The sequence below is a fragment of the Methylobacterium sp. J-088 genome (genome assembly GCF_022829295.1).
GTDB lineage: Bacteria > Pseudomonadota > Alphaproteobacteria > Rhizobiales > Beijerinckiaceae > Methylobacterium.
In genome coordinates this window covers 14912-30748 of the sequence record NZ_JAKSYH010000242.1, presented here as the reverse complement: position 1 = coordinate 30748, position 15837 = coordinate 14912, and the positions used below count along the sequence as shown (strand labels likewise).

Annotated in this window: 13 protein-coding genes; 9 read left to right on the top strand and 4 right to left on the bottom strand. The window is 65.8% G+C overall.

The genetic code is table 11. The features are described from left to right. Positions 1 to 246 precede the first annotated feature (246 nt). From MKK63_RS25975 to MKK63_RS25960, 4 genes are all read left to right on the top strand, one after another. On the top strand, positions 247 to 774 hold the full coding sequence (locus MKK63_RS25975; RefSeq protein ID WP_244006746.1) for a hypothetical protein: 528 nt from the start codon (positions 247 to 249) through the stop codon (positions 772 to 774). A gap of 174 nt (positions 775 to 948) precedes the next feature. Further along, positions 949 to 2769, top strand: coding sequence for an adenylate/guanylate cyclase domain-containing protein (locus MKK63_RS25970; protein ID WP_244006745.1), 1821 nt, complete (start codon positions 949 to 951; stop codon positions 2767 to 2769). 118 nt (positions 2770 to 2887) lie between these two features. Then, complete coding sequence (locus MKK63_RS32070; protein ID WP_244006744.1) at positions 2888 to 3874, top strand: phosphatase PAP2 family protein; 987 nt, start codon at positions 2888 to 2890, stop codon at positions 3872 to 3874. Between the two features lie 21 nt (positions 3875 to 3895). After that, complete coding sequence (locus MKK63_RS25960; RefSeq protein ID WP_244006743.1) at positions 3896 to 5914, top strand: hypothetical protein; 2019 nt, start codon at positions 3896 to 3898, stop codon at positions 5912 to 5914. Positions 5915 to 6234: 320 nt separating this feature from the next. On the opposite strand, the gene MKK63_RS25955 is transcribed toward MKK63_RS25960, so the two are convergent. Continuing rightward, positions 6235 to 6951, bottom strand: a complete 717-nt coding sequence (locus MKK63_RS25955) for a Crp/Fnr family transcriptional regulator (protein WP_244006742.1) — start codon at positions 6949 to 6951, stop codon at positions 6235 to 6237. A gap of 471 nt (positions 6952 to 7422) precedes the next feature. Between MKK63_RS25955 and MKK63_RS25950 the strand changes: the two genes are divergently transcribed. Next, positions 7423 to 8151, top strand: a complete 729-nt coding sequence (locus MKK63_RS25950) for a helix-turn-helix transcriptional regulator (RefSeq protein ID WP_244006740.1) — start codon at positions 7423 to 7425, stop codon at positions 8149 to 8151. 523 nt (positions 8152 to 8674) lie between these two features. Next, positions 8675 to 10291, top strand: a complete 1617-nt coding sequence (locus MKK63_RS25945) for an FAD-dependent oxidoreductase (RefSeq protein WP_244006738.1) — start codon at positions 8675 to 8677, stop codon at positions 10289 to 10291. Positions 10292 to 10429: 138 nt separating this feature from the next. Here the strand turns inward: MKK63_RS25945 and MKK63_RS25940 are convergent, their stop codons facing one another. After that, complete coding sequence (locus tag MKK63_RS25940; RefSeq protein WP_244006736.1) at positions 10430 to 10588, bottom strand: hypothetical protein; 159 nt, start codon at positions 10586 to 10588, stop codon at positions 10430 to 10432. 120 nt (positions 10589 to 10708) lie between these two features. Between MKK63_RS25940 and MKK63_RS25935 the strand changes: the two genes are divergently transcribed. Continuing rightward, positions 10709 to 12451, top strand: a complete 1743-nt coding sequence (locus tag MKK63_RS25935) for a sensor histidine kinase (RefSeq protein ID WP_244006735.1) — start codon at positions 10709 to 10711, stop codon at positions 12449 to 12451. A 339-nt stretch (positions 12452 to 12790) separates the two neighbouring features. Beyond that, positions 12791 to 13213 carry a DUF2852 domain-containing protein gene (locus MKK63_RS25930; RefSeq protein ID WP_244006734.1) on the top strand — a complete coding sequence of 141 codons (423 nt, stop codon included), beginning with the start codon at positions 12791 to 12793 and terminating at the stop codon, positions 13211 to 13213. Between the two features lie 160 nt (positions 13214 to 13373). On the opposite strand, the gene MKK63_RS25925 is transcribed toward MKK63_RS25930, so the two are convergent. Continuing rightward, complete coding sequence (locus MKK63_RS25925; protein ID WP_244006733.1) at positions 13374 to 13652, bottom strand: hypothetical protein; 279 nt, start codon at positions 13650 to 13652, stop codon at positions 13374 to 13376. Between the two features lie 61 nt (positions 13653 to 13713). Beyond that, on the bottom strand, positions 13714 to 14808 hold the full coding sequence (locus tag MKK63_RS25920) for an aldo/keto reductase (protein WP_244006731.1): 1095 nt from the start codon (positions 14806 to 14808) through the stop codon (positions 13714 to 13716). Between the two features lie 95 nt (positions 14809 to 14903). On the opposite strand from MKK63_RS25920, the gene MKK63_RS25915 reads away from it, so the two are divergent. Next, on the top strand, positions 14904 to 15830 hold the full coding sequence (locus MKK63_RS25915; protein WP_244006729.1) for a LysR family transcriptional regulator: 927 nt from the start codon (positions 14904 to 14906) through the stop codon (positions 15828 to 15830). The last annotated feature ends 7 nt before the right edge of the window (positions 15831 to 15837 follow it).

The following is a 15837-nucleotide window of genomic DNA, read 5'->3' as shown; positions in this document are numbered from 1 at the left end:
CGCTTCCGCGCCGCCAGACTGTCTCACGCCGCCTGAGTATCGTCGAGGCGTGCCGGCGGCGATAGCGGCGATGTGGCCCCGGGCGCTTCCGTCCCCAAGCTCGGCACGGCCCTGCTCACGCGCCAGCGGGGCAAGCGGGACGCGGTGTTCTCGGTGGAGGCGGGGTTTGGCGTCGGCCACGTCGGGCTCGACCCTGGCGCTGGTCGCCCTGTTGTCGACCAGCGCGGCCATCGCGAGCCTGTCCGGATGCGCGACCGCCTTGGCGCCAGCGACGACGCGAAAGGCTTGCCGGAGGATACTTGGTTCGGGCGGGTTGTAAGCCGGCTTGACCGCGCGCTGACCAGCGTCCCACGCTCGCACAAACGGCCGAACGTCGAAGCTTGCCGGATGGCACCACTTCAAGCCCTCGATATCGCTAACCGCACTCCTTTAGTCGCTGACGACGATGGGCCGGGGGCTCGCGCCGTGATGGCGTGGATCGAGCGGGCAGGCGCTCGCTCGTCGCAGAGACACCTATCAGCGCGCGGGGAGCGCGGGAAAACACTTTTCAAGCCGCAATCAGAATGCGCAGCCGAGATCAGGACGACTCCAGCGTCGCAAGAATCCGGTCTTATATTGCTCCGAGGGGCGGTGATGAAATCGATCGGCATATATAAGCAGCAGTGCGTTATTATCGGCTGTCTTAAAGAATTTTTGGCGCATTGCTTTCTAAGAATATTGTGCTCGGTGATCATTTTAATTAATGCAACTTTATCCATTCTAATTTTCAGTTAAAAATAATGCTAACCGCACGCGCGAATGCGGGATGTTACGGCTCGAATATGGTATTCATGAGAATAATAGATCTGGCATCGCTGATTCGGCGTGAGCGAGGGCTTAGCCATTCCCCACGACAAGCCATGTATCCTTCCGGAGCGCTTGAGCTTGCGGTCCGCAAGCTCAGGACTCGTGCGCGAAGACGTCGTCATCCTGCTCGTTGACCTCGTCGAATCCGTGCGTCTCATGCGACAGGACGAATACGAGACTGTCAGTCGATGGATGGACTTTGTTAATGTTGTCTCGCAGGAAATATTACCAAGATATGACGGAGTGCTCGTAAAGAGCCTTGGCGATGGCCTTCTGCTGCGGTTCCAAGCCGTATCCGACGCGGCGTCCGCCGCGCATGACATGCATCGGGCGACCGCCCGTTTAAACGTCGGATTGCCCGAGGATCGACATTTTCACCTCCGAGCCGGCTTGAACGTGACCGCGGCCTGGAGCGACGGCAGAGACGTATACGGCACGGGCATTAATTTGGCGGCGCGGCTTGCGACACTAGCTGGCCCAGGCGAAACAATCGCTGGCATTTCGGCGTATGAGGGGCTTGCCGCCGCGCTCGCTCAATTGGGCGGGCCCGGTGACACCATCGGAAACGCCGCCGCCCGAGATGAGCTGACGCACGGGGTGGATGCCTCCTGCGAGGATCTCGGCGACTGCTTCCTCAAGCATTTCGACAAGCCGGTCCGTGCCTATCGGATCGGGCCCGCTGCTCCGCGAACGACCATGCCCGGCCGGCGCGACTCCGAAGCCGCAATGGTACCGTCGGTTGCGGTCATTCCCTTCCAGGCGAGCAGCAAGACAGCGGCGTATCTCGATGTCGGCACCCTGATCGCCGATGGTGTCATGTGTCGCCTTTCCAAAAACACGAACCTTAAGGTCATCTCACGACGGTCGACCGCTGTATTTCGGGATCGGTCCGACGCCATTGAGGAGATTTCGGCCTGTCTAGAAGCGACCTATATCCTCAGTGGCAGTTTTGTCGCGGATCGCGGTAACATCCTGGTTACGGCAGAACTGTCCGAGTCTCGCGGCAATCGGGTGCTGTGGGCTGATCGCTTCAGCGGACGGGTCGATGACCTCCTCCAGGCAGACAGTGAGCTCGCAGCTCTCATCGCCCAGGCTACGCATGAGTCGATCTTCGAAACTGAAATCGAACATATCCGGACCCAGCCCCTGCCGAGCCTGGAGAGCTACTCCTTGCTTCTGGGCAGCTCCACCTTGATGCATCGCGCGAACAGGCAGGATTTCCTGCGGACTCGCCAACTCCTCGACGAGCTGATCAACCGACACAACCGCATGACCGCGCCGCACGCCCTGCTGGGTAATTGGTTCGTCCTGCGCGTCACCAGGGGTTGGTCCGAGAACCGCGATCAGGAAGCGGCCGAAGCCTTGGGCTCGACGCGCGCAGCACTCGACCGCAATCCCTCGGATGCCCTCGCCCTTGCGACAGAAGGTTTTGTCTACTGCCATCTGCTGAAAGACCTTGATGTTGCGCGGGCGCGTTGCGACGAGGCCATTGCTGTCAACCCGAGCCATGCTTTGGGCTGGCTCTACCGCGGGACGGTCCACGCCTTCCTCGGGGATGGCGAAACGGCGGTCGCCTCGACACGGCGCGCTCTGGAACTCTCGCCCCTCGATCCCCTGCGCTACTACTACGAGTCGCTCGCTGCGACGGCCGAACTGTCGGCGCAGGATTATGAGAACGCAGAGCGGCTCGCGCGCTCATCCTTGATGCTCAACCGCATGCACCTGTCGACCTGGCGTGTCCTCACGATCGCGCTCGTCAACCAGGGCCGGATGAGCGAGGCCCGCGAGGCTCTTCGAAACGTCCGTCAGCTCGAGCCTGCGCTGACCGTCGAAGGTTACCTGGCGAGGATGCCCAACGCGAACCTCAACACGGGCCGAGACTGGGCACGGTGCTTGGCGGCGGCTGGATTGCCGGCGGGGTGACGACCCACTCTGAGGGAGGGAAGCAATGGCACAGTTGGGCGGGGCAGGCGGTGCTGGTGGGGCCGGCGGTGCTGGTGGGGCAGGGGGAGCTGGTGGGGCCGGCGGGGCAGGCGGCTCGGTGCTCGGCACGCTCGCCGATGCCTATGCCAATCCGATCATGGTGGATGCGCTGATCCTCGAGCGCGAAGGGATTATTACGAACGATCTCACGCTGCACGCGCCCGCACTTCCAGCGATCGACGCACCCGAGCAGCTTGAACGTTGGGAACCCTGGGTTCGTGCTTACATCGCGATTGGCGATCTGCTGCACGGTATCGTCTTCCAAGACACGCAGTCGGGCTTCAGGGTTTCTCGCGGGCCGGATCTGATCGCGCACGTCGATCGGCCGCAAAGAGCGACTTTTGCCGCTCAGATCCCGCTGGTCTTCAGCTGGGCGGAATTGCGCAGCGAGCGTGCCACCGAGATCATGGCGCAGATCGATCCACAGTACGCATTTTGGTCCTCGGTCGTCTATCTGCATCCCGATCGTACCAAACGCACGTTCGAACTACTCAACATTGTCTTGCAGTTCTGCGTCTACGTGGAGATGCGGCTGAAGCAAGCCTTGGCCTGCTGGCGTCCGGTCGAATACAGCGCCCAGGTGCAGCCGATGATCACGACGCCGGGGCATGGGAGCTTCCCCAGCGGACACGCGACGCAGGCCCATGCGGTCGCCCATGTTCTCAAGATGCTGCTCGGGCTCGAGCCGAAGTACACGCAGATCGTCGAGCAGCTCGATCGCCAAGCCGCGCGGATCGCCACGAACAGGGTCATCGCCGGCGTCCACTTCCCGGTCGACAATCTGGCCGGGCGGATGCTCGGCACGGCGCTCGGCGAATACATTGTCGGTCGCTGCACCGGGCAGGTGGCTTGTCCGGGTCGTACATTCGTCGCGTCCGCAATCGACAGCGCCCCGAAGACCGACTTCAACCCGTTCAATGCGGCCCAGACCGCGCTCGGGGCACCCTTCTACGCACATGCGCCGGGCGGGCCGATCCCGGTCTCACCGTTGATGAAGCATTTCTGGACGCGGGCGCACGACGAGTGGGCCGGACGCTATCCGTGAGCGGTCGAGGAGGCTGTGGCGATGCGCGACGTCAAATCCGATCCCTGGTCCGATCTGCCAAAATGCTTTGGGCCCTATCTTCGCTATGCGATCGTCACGAGATTCCGCGATTTCGCATTGCTTCACAGCCGGACGCACAAGCTCTTCCTGCTCGTGGCGTTCAAGCGGGCGGGATCGGCATCGGCCTTCGTGAAGGCGATGGGGCGGGACGCCTCAGTCGACGTCGAGCTCGGCCCGGACAGCGCGCAGCGGTGCTTCGCCACCGTGTTCACGACTTTGGAGGGGGTGACGACGCCCCCGACTGCCGCGATATGGGACGCATTCGTCGACCAGGTCGAGCTGTCGCTCCCGATAAAGCGCGCCGCCGTGACGAGACGTCAGCATAGGGTTCATCATCGCCATCACCGCGCGCCTCACACACCGCCCGGCCCTGTTCTCATCGGCCTGCTCGACGATGGTTGCCCCTTCGCGGCGGCCCAGTTCCTAAGAGGTCCAGCCAGCACGCGCGTGCGGGGTATCTGGGATCAGGATCGGGGAAAATCGCCGATCTCGTTCCCGGACAACCAAGGCAACCTACTCCAGTTCGGCATGATTCCGGCTGATTTTCTCTACGGCGTGGAATTCAGACGCGCGCCTCTGCCCCCCTCCGCGCCAACAGGGCTCGATCTCAATGCGTGGATCGCGCTCCATGCCGGGAGCGGGAGCATAGATGAGGACGGCTGCTACGCGGACGCCGATTTTCGGCGGCTCCTGTCGCGCCAGTCGCACGGCGCGCACGTGATGGATGTTCTGGCCGGGATTATGCCGACCGCGTCGCGTGTCGGCCCCACCGGTCCTGGCACTGATAACAGGGATCCACCAAGCTGGCAGGACGGGACCGACCCGGCGTCCAGCGCAGACATCGTCTTCGTTCAGTTTTCTGAAGATTGCATCAAGGACGCCACCGGCGTGTGGCTGAAGGCCTACATCTTCGACGGCATCCGATACGTGCTGTCCTACGTCGACCCGGACCACACCGAGCACGTCATCATCAACATCAGCTACGGGATTACGACGGGCCCCCATAACGGCACGTCCGAGCTTGAAAGAGCGCTTGCCGCGTTCGTGGCGGACTTCAACGGCACGCCTGGCAAACCGAGATTGGAGATCGTGCTTCCGGCGGGGAACAGCGACCTCAGCGATAGCCATGTCTGCCACGTCGGCGGACCCGGACCGGGCGACATCTGTGAATGGGTCTGGCGCCTGTTACCCGACAACCCAGTCACGTGCTTTGCCGAGATCTGGATGCCCGGCAGCGCGGCGCAGACCGTCACCATCACGCTGACCGCGCCGAGTGGCGCGAGCGCCTCCTCGGCCGCTGTCCCACCGCCGGGTGCGCCAGCCGCGGCGTTCCAGGTCTCCTCGCCGATCGTGCAAGGCACGGACACGCTCTGGCTGTTGGCGGTTCAGGCGACCCAAGACGCCGCGGAACATGGCGACTGGCGCATCACCGTCTCGGGTATCCCGCGAGGCGCTGAAATGCATGCCTACGCAGCACGCAGCGACCCGAACATCGGCGTCCGCACCGGTGCCAAACGATCATATTTCGTCGACGACGCGTGGCGCCTAGCCAAGTCCGCCGAGGCCGATCTGACCTATGTCGACGGCGCTTTCGATGACGCCGGCTCACTCATCCGCCGCGACGGTACCCTGAACGGGATCGCCACCGCAGGCGACAGCAACGTGCATGTGGCGGGTGGTTACATCCTCGCGAATGGCCGCCGTGCTGCGTACTCGTCGGCGGGACCTGCGCGCCCTGGCCCGCTCACGCTCCGCGCGGGTCCGGAATTCCTGCTGCCTACGGACGGTACGTTCGCGCTCAAGGGCTTGCGGGGCGGGGGCAATAGAACCGGCAGCGTCTTCCGCCTGATCGGGACCAGTACGGCGTCACCCCAGCTCGCCCGTCAGCTCACGAACCCTCCGCTTCCGGCACCAACCCGGGTGCCTACCACTCCGGGCGAGATCGCGAAGCGCGGCGGCGGGAATTTAAAACCGGCGTGACGGCGCGTCGCGCGCAGGGATGCAGGCCGATGCGCGTTGCATCAAGACCGCTTTCGCCATGCGTTCCAGCGGTCGATACGGCCCTTCCTAGAAGACACCTGTTCTGCGCCAGCCTCCGCAGGGTGGATGCCAATACTTTATCGGATCTCAGAAAGCCCTGGTGTGAGTCGCCTCACATCGAGCTGCTGCGGGCTCGCCGGATCTCGCAATGAGAAGAGATGCGTGTTCGAGCCAAGAAGACGGTCCTGTGCGCTCGATGAACTCGGTCGCCCCGCGAGTCGAGCTTTTCCGCATGAGAGGTCCGATCGAAGAAGGAGCAGTCAGCTTTGAACCTCCCCATCACCCAACGCGATTTTCGCCAGGGCTGCACGGTCGCGGATTGTGCAGGCTCCCGGAGCCAGCGCGATGAAGCCCTTGCGCTGCCAGACCGAGAGATGCCGGTTGATGCCCTCGCGGGACAGGCCGACCATGTGGCCCAGCTCGCGCTGCGTTGTGAGCACACGGACATCGTTGCGCTCCGTGTGTCCGGCCAGCGTAAGGAGCGTCTTCGCCAAGCGCTGCTCGGCGCAGACGAACGCGTAATCGGACAATTGCTGGCTCGTGCGCCGCAATCGCCCGCTCAAGATCGCCAGGAGTCTGACCGCGAGAATGGGAAAGTCGTTGAGGATAGGAAACAGGTCTCGCCGTTCGAGGAGCAGGAGGCAGCAAGAGGTCGCCGCGATCGCGTCAGCCGTTCGCAACCCGTCATCAAGCAGTGCGACCTCCCCAAAGACTTCGTTAGGACCAATCAGATTCATGATGAGTTCGGATCGGCCCTCCGGACAGCTCGTAGAGATCCGGACATGGCCACTGACAACTGCAAAGAGCCCATGGCTCTCATCGCCTCGGCTAAAGACACGCCGACCACAGTTGAACGTGAGGGGCTGAGCGCGCACGCTGAGGCGCTCGATGACAATCTGCGGCGCATCCCGGAACAACTCATGCCGCGACAGTGCGGTCCGCTTGTCAAAGACGGAACCGACTTTGCCGGACGACACGTGGCAGGCTCGCGCCTAACGGACAGCGTCGCGCGAACTGCGCGCGGATCTGGCCGGCAGTCCGAAGGACGACGCCGAAACAGAGGATGTCGACTGGCTGTCTCGTCTCAGTGCGCCCATGCTCGACCCCATACATCCTGTACCGGCCGGGTGCGACGGTACTTAGAGGCCGTCGAGTGGCGGGAAGACAGTATAAGCATGGGGCGATACAGGACAAGTTTGCCCTTCACTCTCAATCAAGCGCCTTCGGCCCACTGGTCCCGGGGGCATGCGGCCACGGGTGAGCCGGGATGGGGCTTCCAGAAGTCGAGCGAGGGATCGTTGCAGCCTTGTCTGAATCGTTTCTGTCGGCTCCTGCCGTCCGCGTCTGCCCCGCGAGAGTGACGCAGGTCACACCCGCTCGGAGAGGGGAAATCGTACGCTGCGGGCTCTCGAGAGTGTATTCGACGCGAAATTGACGCGAGGCCGCAGATGCACGCATCCGCAAAACAGGCGTTCGTAGGATCTGGCAGCACGCCGGAAAGGTCTCACGATCAGAAGCGTACCCCATTTTACTGGGACGGTCTCGCGGACGAGCGCCGACGCGGGTTCGACCCAGCGTCTGTAGCTGCCGCGCTCGAAGCGTTCGTCGACCATTTCGAGGAGGGCGTGGCGGTCGTCGACAGATTCGGTTGCGCCCTCTTCTTGAACCGGGAGGCCCAAGGCATTGTGCGAGGTCCTCACCTGCGCCTTGCAAACGGCCGTCTAAGCGCCAGCGCGCCGAGTGGCAGTGCAGCGCTTCGCACGTTGATTGCCGACTGCGCGGCCAGCGGCCTTGGGGGGGCGCTTCGGCTCGGGGCTGAAGAGGAGACGCTGCTGATCGCGGCGAGCGCGTTTCCGTCAGGGGCCGACGCGGATGTTGATCGCATCGTGCTTCTGCGCCTGATCGATCCGGTCAATGTGCGGCCTCCAACCAAAGCGGCGTTGCAGGCTCAGTTCGGTCTAACGGCCACTGAGGCTGCGTTCGCGCTTGAGATGCTGGCCGGAAATGATCTTGCGGCGAGCGCAGCGCGTCGCAGCATTACGCTCAACACCGCGCGGGTTCACTTGCGCCATATCTTTGAGAAAACGGATACACGTCGTCAATCCGCTTTAATGCGTCTCCTCCTGCTCTGCCCCAAGCCGATTGTGGAACAGAGTGCGTCAGCCGCCCGCAGATAAGCCAGATCGGAACGCCTTTTAAGTCGTGATCGGGTGTGGTGTTCAACGGGTCAGATCAAGAGGCGCCCTTGCCCAGACAATCGGGAGATCCACCGACGCAAAAACGCCTTTATCTGTCGAAAGATTAAAATAGATTTCATGTTCATTAAGTTTAAATTTACTACAAATTGCTCATGAAACAAATCTGTAAAAATGAATGCCGGCGCTGTCCGTAAGCGGCAAACAATATTGTTGAATCCCGCGCGCTTTCGGAAACGTCCCTGCTGTGCGCCCATTGAACGCGCATGCTTCTCGTGCGCTTCCAAAATCCCCTTTGTCGTTATGCTCACGGTGGCAAGTGACCGTCTGCTTTGCCGTGCTCCCGCTCCGAAGCGGATTTCGGTCAAGGCCGGGTTGCGGGTTCACGCAAGCCACTGCAGGCCACCGGCTTCGATCAAACAATCGCCCACGCCGAGGGGCTTGCCGGTAATGGCCGAGCCATCGATGCTGCGCCGCATCGGATAGTCTGCGACGGGAGCGATCCATGGAAACGATCGGCCGTGACCTGCGCGAGATGCAGCGCATCCCCCTTGCTGCATCACATGTCGCCGCATTGCGGGCGATCGGGACCGAGAAGCATTATCCCGCCGGCGCGTTTCTCGTCCGGACCGGTGATCCAGCCAATCGCTTCGTGTATGTCGAGGCCGGCGAGATCGAAGTCGTGAATCCCTTCACGGACGAGCGCCATCTCCCATCCACCCTTGGTCCGACCCAATTCATGGGCGAGATCTCGTTCCTGAACGGCGGCGTCTGGTCGATGCCCATGCGGGCGAGCGCGGATACGGTCGTCACCGAGGTGCCGCGCCCCGAGATGCTGCGACTGATGTCTGAGATCCCGGAGATGTCGGACATCATCATCACAGTCCTCGCTGCACGGCGGCGGCGGCAGCTCGACGCGCACGACGGCACGCTCGTGCTCATCGGTGAGGACGACGACCGCAGCGTACGGCGGATCGCCGAATTCGCGAGCCGCAACCGGCTTCCCTACAGGACCTATCCGCTGGGCAGCCCGGAGGCGGCGAGCGTCGCCACGGCCTGCTCGATCTCGGCGAACCGACCGGCTGTCATCTTCGGCCGGGACGTGGTCGTGACCGAGCCGACGCCCGCCAAGGTCGCGCGGTTGCTCGGCCTCGACTACAACCTCGTCGATGACGAGGCCTTCGACGTCCTCATCGTGGGCGGCGGCCCGGCCGGGGTGGCCGCGGGCGTCTATGCGGGTGCGGAGGGGCTGCGCGCGTTGGTCATCGAGGATCTGGCGATCGGCGGCCAGGCCGGCACGTCGAGCCGGATCGAGAACTACATGGGCTTCCCGACCGGGATCTCGGGCGCTGACCTCGTCTGGCGCGGCGAGATCCAGGCGATGAAGTTCGGCACGCGCTTCGCGATGCCGCGGCGCGTGGCGAAGTTGGAACGGCTCGAGGACGTATCGTTCTGTGCGACGTTCGAGAACGGCCGGCGCGTCCGGGGACAGGCCGTCGTCGTCGCGACCGGCGTCCAGTACCGGAGATTGCCGATCGACCGCCTCGAAGCGTTCGAGGGCGCAGGCATCTACTACGCTGCGACGGAGATCGAGGCGCGCTACTGCCGGAATGCCGAGGCGATCGTCATCGGCGGTGGCAATTCGGCGGGCCAGGCCGCGATGTATCTCAGCCGCTCGGCGCGACACGTTCGCCTCATGGTGCGCGGTCAATCGCTCGCGACCTCCATGTCGAGGTACCTGTCGAGCCGGCTGGAGGCAGACCCGGCGATCACCATCGAGTACGGGGCCGAAGTCACCGCCCTGCACGGCGACGACCATCTCGACGCGGTGACGATCCGCACCGTCGCCGACGGAACGACGCGCAGGATCTTGACCTGTGCCGTGTTCGTCATGGTGGGCGCCGCTCCCAACACCGGCTGGCTCTCGGGGCTCGTCGAGCTTGATGGCCACGGCTTTGTCCTGACCGGGGACGCGATCGGCGGGCGTTCGCCTTATGCGACGTCGCACCCAGGAATTTTCGCGGTCGGTGACGTGCGCGCCAACTCCGTCAAGCGGGTCGCAGCTTCGGTCGGCGAGGGATCGGTCGTCATCTCCAAGGTGTGGGAGCACGTTCGGACGTAGATCCCGCCGCCCGGCACGCATCCGACCGGAGCGCCGGATCCTCCGACGACCGGGCTCTCACGCCTGCGCTTGCGGCCCGGCCGATCATAACGTTCGGCGCGGATCCCCGAATCGTCGGCGTCGAGGCCGGCGACGACGTCAGGCATCCACTGTCGCAGAGGCGGCGAGGAAATCGACGGAGGCGCGGATGCGCGGCGAGCGGCCCGCGTCGCTGACATCCACCCCGTGGACATCCTCGGCCGCACCTCGCTCATACGCCTCAAGCACCGGATCGAGCCGAGGATGAAGCGAGGCCAAGATGCCCCGGTGTCCGCATGGTGCCCGGCGCCACACCATGGTCGTAGCGCCAACCCGACCTAATTCGGTGGCCGGGTCCCGAGACGCGACGGGGTAACCAGGGTCGGGAAGCAGCCCTCGATGTCTCTGACGAAGCGGATCGTGGGCCTGGTCGTGCTGGCGCTGATTCCCGCCTTGGCTGTCCAGGGCTACAACGTGTACGCGCTTCGGGCCGCCCGCGCTGAAGCCGTCCGGAACGAGGCCATGCGCGGGGCCCGGGCGGTCGCGGCCGACCTGGGGCAGTTCGGTCGCGGGGCGCGGCAAATTCTCGGCATCCTGGCCGGCATCTCCGAGATCCGCGGCAAGGACGCACGGGCCTGCACGGCGTATCTCGCGACGGTCGTCGGGAAGGTGCCCGGTTCGTTCTTCTTCGGCGTCGCCGAACCGGACGGGCGCATCCGGTGCAACACCATGGGGTCCCCGGTGGGGGCCTACACGGTCGCCGACCGGTCCTACTTCCAGGAGGCGATGCGCACCGGCGGCTTTGCCATCGGGGAGGTCGTGTCCGGCCGGGTTACGGGCCGGCCAACCATCCAGTTCGCCCAGGCCATTGCCGACGAGGACGGTGACGGTCGGCCCGACGGTATCGTGATCACCAGCATCGACCTGTCCTATCTTGCGGCCCGACAGTCCGATGCCGGGTTGCCGCCCGACGCCGCCCTCACAGTCGCGGACCGGCAGGGGACGATCCTGGTCCGCCTGCCTGACCACGAGGCGTGGGCGGGCAGGCCGCTCCCTCCGACCGTCTGGAAGGCGCTGACGGACCATCGGGGCAGGGTCGCCGACCTGACCGGATTGCGGGGCAACCCGCGGATCACGGCGGTGGCCGGTGGATCGCCGGGGGATCTCGACACCATGACGGTGGCGGTGGGCCTGTTGCCCGCCACCGCCTTCGCCGACATCGATGCCGCGACCCACCGCGGGATCGTTCTGATCGGCCTCGGAGCGATCTTGGCGATCGGCGCCGCGCTCCTGGCCGGACGCGCCTTCATACGCCGGCCCGTTCAACGCCTGCTGGGTGCGGCCGGCGCATGGCGTGCCGGCGAGCTGGAGACACGGACCGGATTGTCCGGGCACGGCGAATTCGGCCAGCTCGGCGAGGCGTTCGACGCCATGGCGGCGTCGCTGCAGAGGCACCAGGGGGAGTTGCGCGAGGAGGTTGCCCGCAGCCGCGTCCTGCAGGAGCGGCAGACGATGATGCTGCACGAGTTGAACCACCGCGTCCGCAACACCCTCACCACCGTTCAATCCCTGGCACGGCAGGCCCGCCGCGACGAGGACCGCGGCGAACGGCTTGAGGGGCGCATCCTCTCCCTGTCGAAGACCCACGACCTCCTCTCGCGCGACGACTGGGAGGGCGCCTCGCTGCGTACGGTGCTGGAGAACGAACTCTCCCCCTTCCGAGACCAGGAGGCACACCGCTTCGGTCTGGAGGGGACCGACATCGACCTGCCGCCGCGCTACGTCCTGGCCCTCGGGATGACGGTGCATGAGCTGACGACCAACGCGGCCAAGTACGGCGCGCTCTCGAACGAAACCGGCCGTATCGACGTCGCCTGGACGGTCGTCGTCGGCGAGAGCGGCGCAAGGCGGCTCACCTTGGACTGGCGCGAGAGCGGTGGGCCGCCCGTGCGCGACCCGGTCCGGCGCGGGTTCGGCACACGCCTGATCACGGGCGGGGTCGGGCGGGAACTCGGCGGCAAGGTCAGCCTCGCGTTCGCCCCGGAGGGCCTGCGCTGCAGCCTCGACGTTCCCCTCGACGAGCCGGACCGTTTCACCTCGTTCGCGGACGCACCCGAAGGCCGGCCGGTGCGCAGGGTCTGAAAGCCGGGCAACCGCTACCCAAAAAGGCGCCCGGGCCACCGTCCGTCACACGGGGGACGATAGGGTGCTTGAACTTGGGTCCCTCTTTGGCGCGTCGCGAGGGTCGCGGTCTCTGACCGGGATCCAGGCGCTCGGCAATGACGATCCGATCCTGATGGGCAAGCGCCTGACCGTCACGTCAACGCGGCTGGCGTGGGACCGGATACGGTCGACCCGCTCCGCGTTCATGGCCGGAAAGCTTAACCCGCGCTGAACCGACCGGTTCAGGCTGCATCACGGACACGGCGGCATGCTCCGGCCATCGTCAACGGCGCCGATACGCGCGCAAGGAGCTTTCCCATGCCCATCATGCCCTGGATCCATGAGGCCCTTTATGTCGGCGGTTTCGCCGGACTGGCCATCGTAGCGCGGCAGGCGCTCGGACGGCGCGATCTCAGGCTGTCCGGCCTCCCTGGCCTCGAACGCCTGCGCCGTCCCTTCGGACCCGGCGCTGCGTCCCGCGAGCGGCCTTGGTTCACATCGGCACGAACCAGCGGCAATACCGCCTTCGACGCGTGGCGCGACGGCGAGATCAGCCGGATCGAGGCGCAGCGCCAAGGACTCGAAACCCGTCTCCAGGATTTCGAGAGCTTCGTCGACAAGCTGAAGCGCGCCAAGGATCGGGCGACCTTCGAGCGCTTCGTGGCGGAACATCCCGCCGGATCAGGCGCGGTAATCGACAGCGTCGGAATTGCCGATCACCCCGGTCACCGGCTCGGTTAGCGTCGCCTGGGGTTGCGCGGACGGTGCTGGCCGCCTGCAAACCTTCCTGAGCCTGCCGGGGCGCACCATCGATCTGCTGCAGGCTCGTCGGTGCCGGTGCTGCCTCGGCACTGTATCAACGCGGCTCCGCAGGCAAACCACCGCAATTCGGATCGCCCGTTCACGATAGGACCGCGCGATCGAGGTCCCGGCGCAGGTTCGGAGCGACACGCCCCGCCGACAGGTAGGAGAAGCCCTCGGTGATGCGCCGTGGGGCCTCGGGTGACCGACCAGTCGGCGAACACCCCGAACGGCGAGCCACTCCGGCCTTGGCAGTCGCTACCGTGGCACGCCAAGGCTCCCAACGCAGGCGCTCCAGCGACGCGACCTGCGTCGCCATGCCGTGCCACGTCGTCCGATCCGCGACGCGTGGTCCGGCACCGGGGGTGTCGTCGATCACCAGGATTATCGGTTCCTCCAGGTATCAGCCGAGCTGCAACCGGCAATCGTGCGGGATGAGGCTACCAAGCTCGGACGTCGTGGCCGCCGAAGATGGTCGGCGTCGGTAAGTCGAAGATGAAGTAGGGATTGAGGCTCGGCGGCTTGCCGGCCGCGTCCAGCCGCCCCTGCTGGTCGGCGCTCAACGTGACGTCGAGGGCAGCGATGTTCTGGTCCAGTTGCTCCAGACGGCTCGCGCCGACGAGCACCGATGAAACGCCGGGACGCCCCGCGACCCAGGCCAGTGCGACCTGCGCCATCGGACGTCCGAGTTCCGCCGCGACCGCCCGCAGAACGTCGACGACCGCGAAGTTGGCCTCCGTGAACAGCATGCCCCCGAACGGATTGTCGCCGTTGAGCCGCCCGTCGCTGCCGCCCTGGCTCGCCGCGCCGGACCGGTCCGGGAGGGACCCCGCCGGTCCCGCCTCCGCGAGCTTCTCGCGTCCATACTTCCCCGTCAGGAGACCCGCCGCCAGCGGGCTCCACGGGACCAGGCCCAGGCCGAGCGCCTTGCCGGCGGGGAGGACGTCGAGCTCCACGCCGCGGTCGACCAGGGAGTAGCCGTATTGCAGGCCGACCGGCTCCGGCAGGCCGTGGGCGCGCGCCAGGGTGGCGATCTGCGCCGCGTACCACGCCGGGGCATTCGAGAAGCCGTAGTAGAGGATGTCCCCGCGAGCGACAGCATCGGTCAGGGCGCGCAGCACCTCCTCGGGCGGGGTCGTCCGGTCCCAGACATGGGTCCAGTACATGTCGATCCAGTCGGTCCGCAGCCGCCGCAGCGAGCCCTCCAGGCCGGCGCGGATGTTGCGGGCGCTGTTGCCGCCAGCGAGCGGCGTGCCCTGCGCACGGGAGAAACCGGACTTGGTGGCGATGACCAGTCGGTCGCGCAGCCCGCGCTCCGCGACCATCGCGCCGAGCATCGCCTCGCTCTCGCCCCCGGAATAGACGTCCGCCGTATCGACGAAGTTGCCGCCGGCCTGGACGTAGCGGTCGAGGATCGCCGCCGAGGTCGCCGCGTCGCTGCCCCAGCGGCCCGCGCCGAAGGTCATGGTGCCGAGCGCGAGCGGGCTCACCGCCAGGCCTGAGCGTCCCAGGGTCAGATAGTGCGTCAGGTCCATCGCCGTACCTCTCTGGTGAGGATCGAGAGGTAATTCGCGGTCAATGCCGCGATTAGCCGTTATGATCGGCAAGGGCTTGTGAGCAGGGCTCAGGAATGCGGCGTGGCACCCTCGACGACCTGGCGGCCTTCGCGGCGGTGGCGCGGCTTCGCAGCTTCACGCGCGCTGCGGCCGAGATGGGGGTGTCGGCTTCCGCCCTCAGCCACACCATGCGGGCGCTGGAAGAACGGTACGGCGTGCGCCTTCTGGCCCGCACGACCCGAAGCGTCGCCCCGACCCCGGCCGGCGAGCGGCTTCTGCGGTCCCTCGGCCCGGCCCTCGACGAGGTTGCAAAGGGCCTCGAGGCCCTGGCCGAATGGCGCGGGGAGCCCTCGGGCAGCTTGCGCCTGACGACGTTTCCCTACGCCGCCCGCACCGTCCTCGAACCTCGGTTGCCGCGATTCCTGATCGACCACCCTGCCGTTTCGGTCGAGGTGGTGGTCGACGACCGTCTGACCGACATCGTTGCGGCCGGGTTCGATGCCGGCATTCGTTTCGGCGAGACCGTCGAGCGGGACATGGTTGCGGTCCGGGTCGGACCGGACTTGCGCACGGTGGTCGTCGGCACGCCCGACTATTTCGCCCGCTCTCCTTGCCCCGAGACGCCCGCCGACTTGGAAGCGCATCGCTGCGTGACCTATCGCCTCGTCGGCGGCGGCCTGCTGCCCTGGGAGTTTGCCCGCGACGGACGCGAGGTCCGTATCCGTGCGGCCGGGCAGCTGGTCGCCAACGATGGCCCCCTCGCAGCGGCGGCCGTGCGGGCCGGGGCCGGGCTCGGCTACATGCTGGAGGACGACGTGGCGGACGACCTCTCGGCCGGGCGGCTCGTCCAGGTGCTGGACCCATGGTGCCCGCCATTCCCCGGATGCCACCTGTACTATCCCGACCGGCAGGTCACCCCGGCCCTGCGGAGCCTGATCGACGTCTTGCGTTGGAGAGAGCCGGCTGCACGGGGGCTCGTCGCGCCCCCGGATCGCCCCTGAGACCAAG

What these genes read in the sequence shown, in the direction of transcription:
- MKK63_RS25975 (WP_244006746.1), top strand. Translation starts at nt 247, where the DNA reads ATGCGCGACCGCCTTGGCGCCAGCGACGACGCGAAAGGCTTGCCGGAG.
- MKK63_RS25960 (WP_244006743.1), top strand. Translation starts at nt 3,896, where the DNA reads ATGCGCGACGTCAAATCCGATCCCTGGTCCGATCTGCCAAAATGCTTT.
- MKK63_RS25950 (WP_244006740.1), top strand. Translation starts at nt 7,423, where the DNA reads ATGCACGCATCCGCAAAACAGGCGTTCGTAGGATCTGGCAGCACGCCG.
- MKK63_RS25945 (WP_244006738.1), top strand. Translation starts at nt 8,675, where the DNA reads ATGGAAACGATCGGCCGTGACCTGCGCGAGATGCAGCGCATCCCCCTT.
- MKK63_RS25935 (WP_244006735.1), top strand. Translation starts at nt 10,709, where the DNA reads ATGTCTCTGACGAAGCGGATCGTGGGCCTGGTCGTGCTGGCGCTGATT.
- MKK63_RS25930 (WP_244006734.1), top strand. Translation starts at nt 12,791, where the DNA reads ATGCCCATCATGCCCTGGATCCATGAGGCCCTTTATGTCGGCGGTTTC.
- MKK63_RS25920 (WP_244006731.1), bottom strand. Translation starts at nt 14,808, where the DNA reads ATGGACCTGACGCACTATCTGACCCTGGGACGCTCAGGCCTGGCGGTG.
- MKK63_RS25915 (WP_244006729.1), top strand. Translation starts at nt 14,904, where the DNA reads ATGCGGCGTGGCACCCTCGACGACCTGGCGGCCTTCGCGGCGGTGGCG.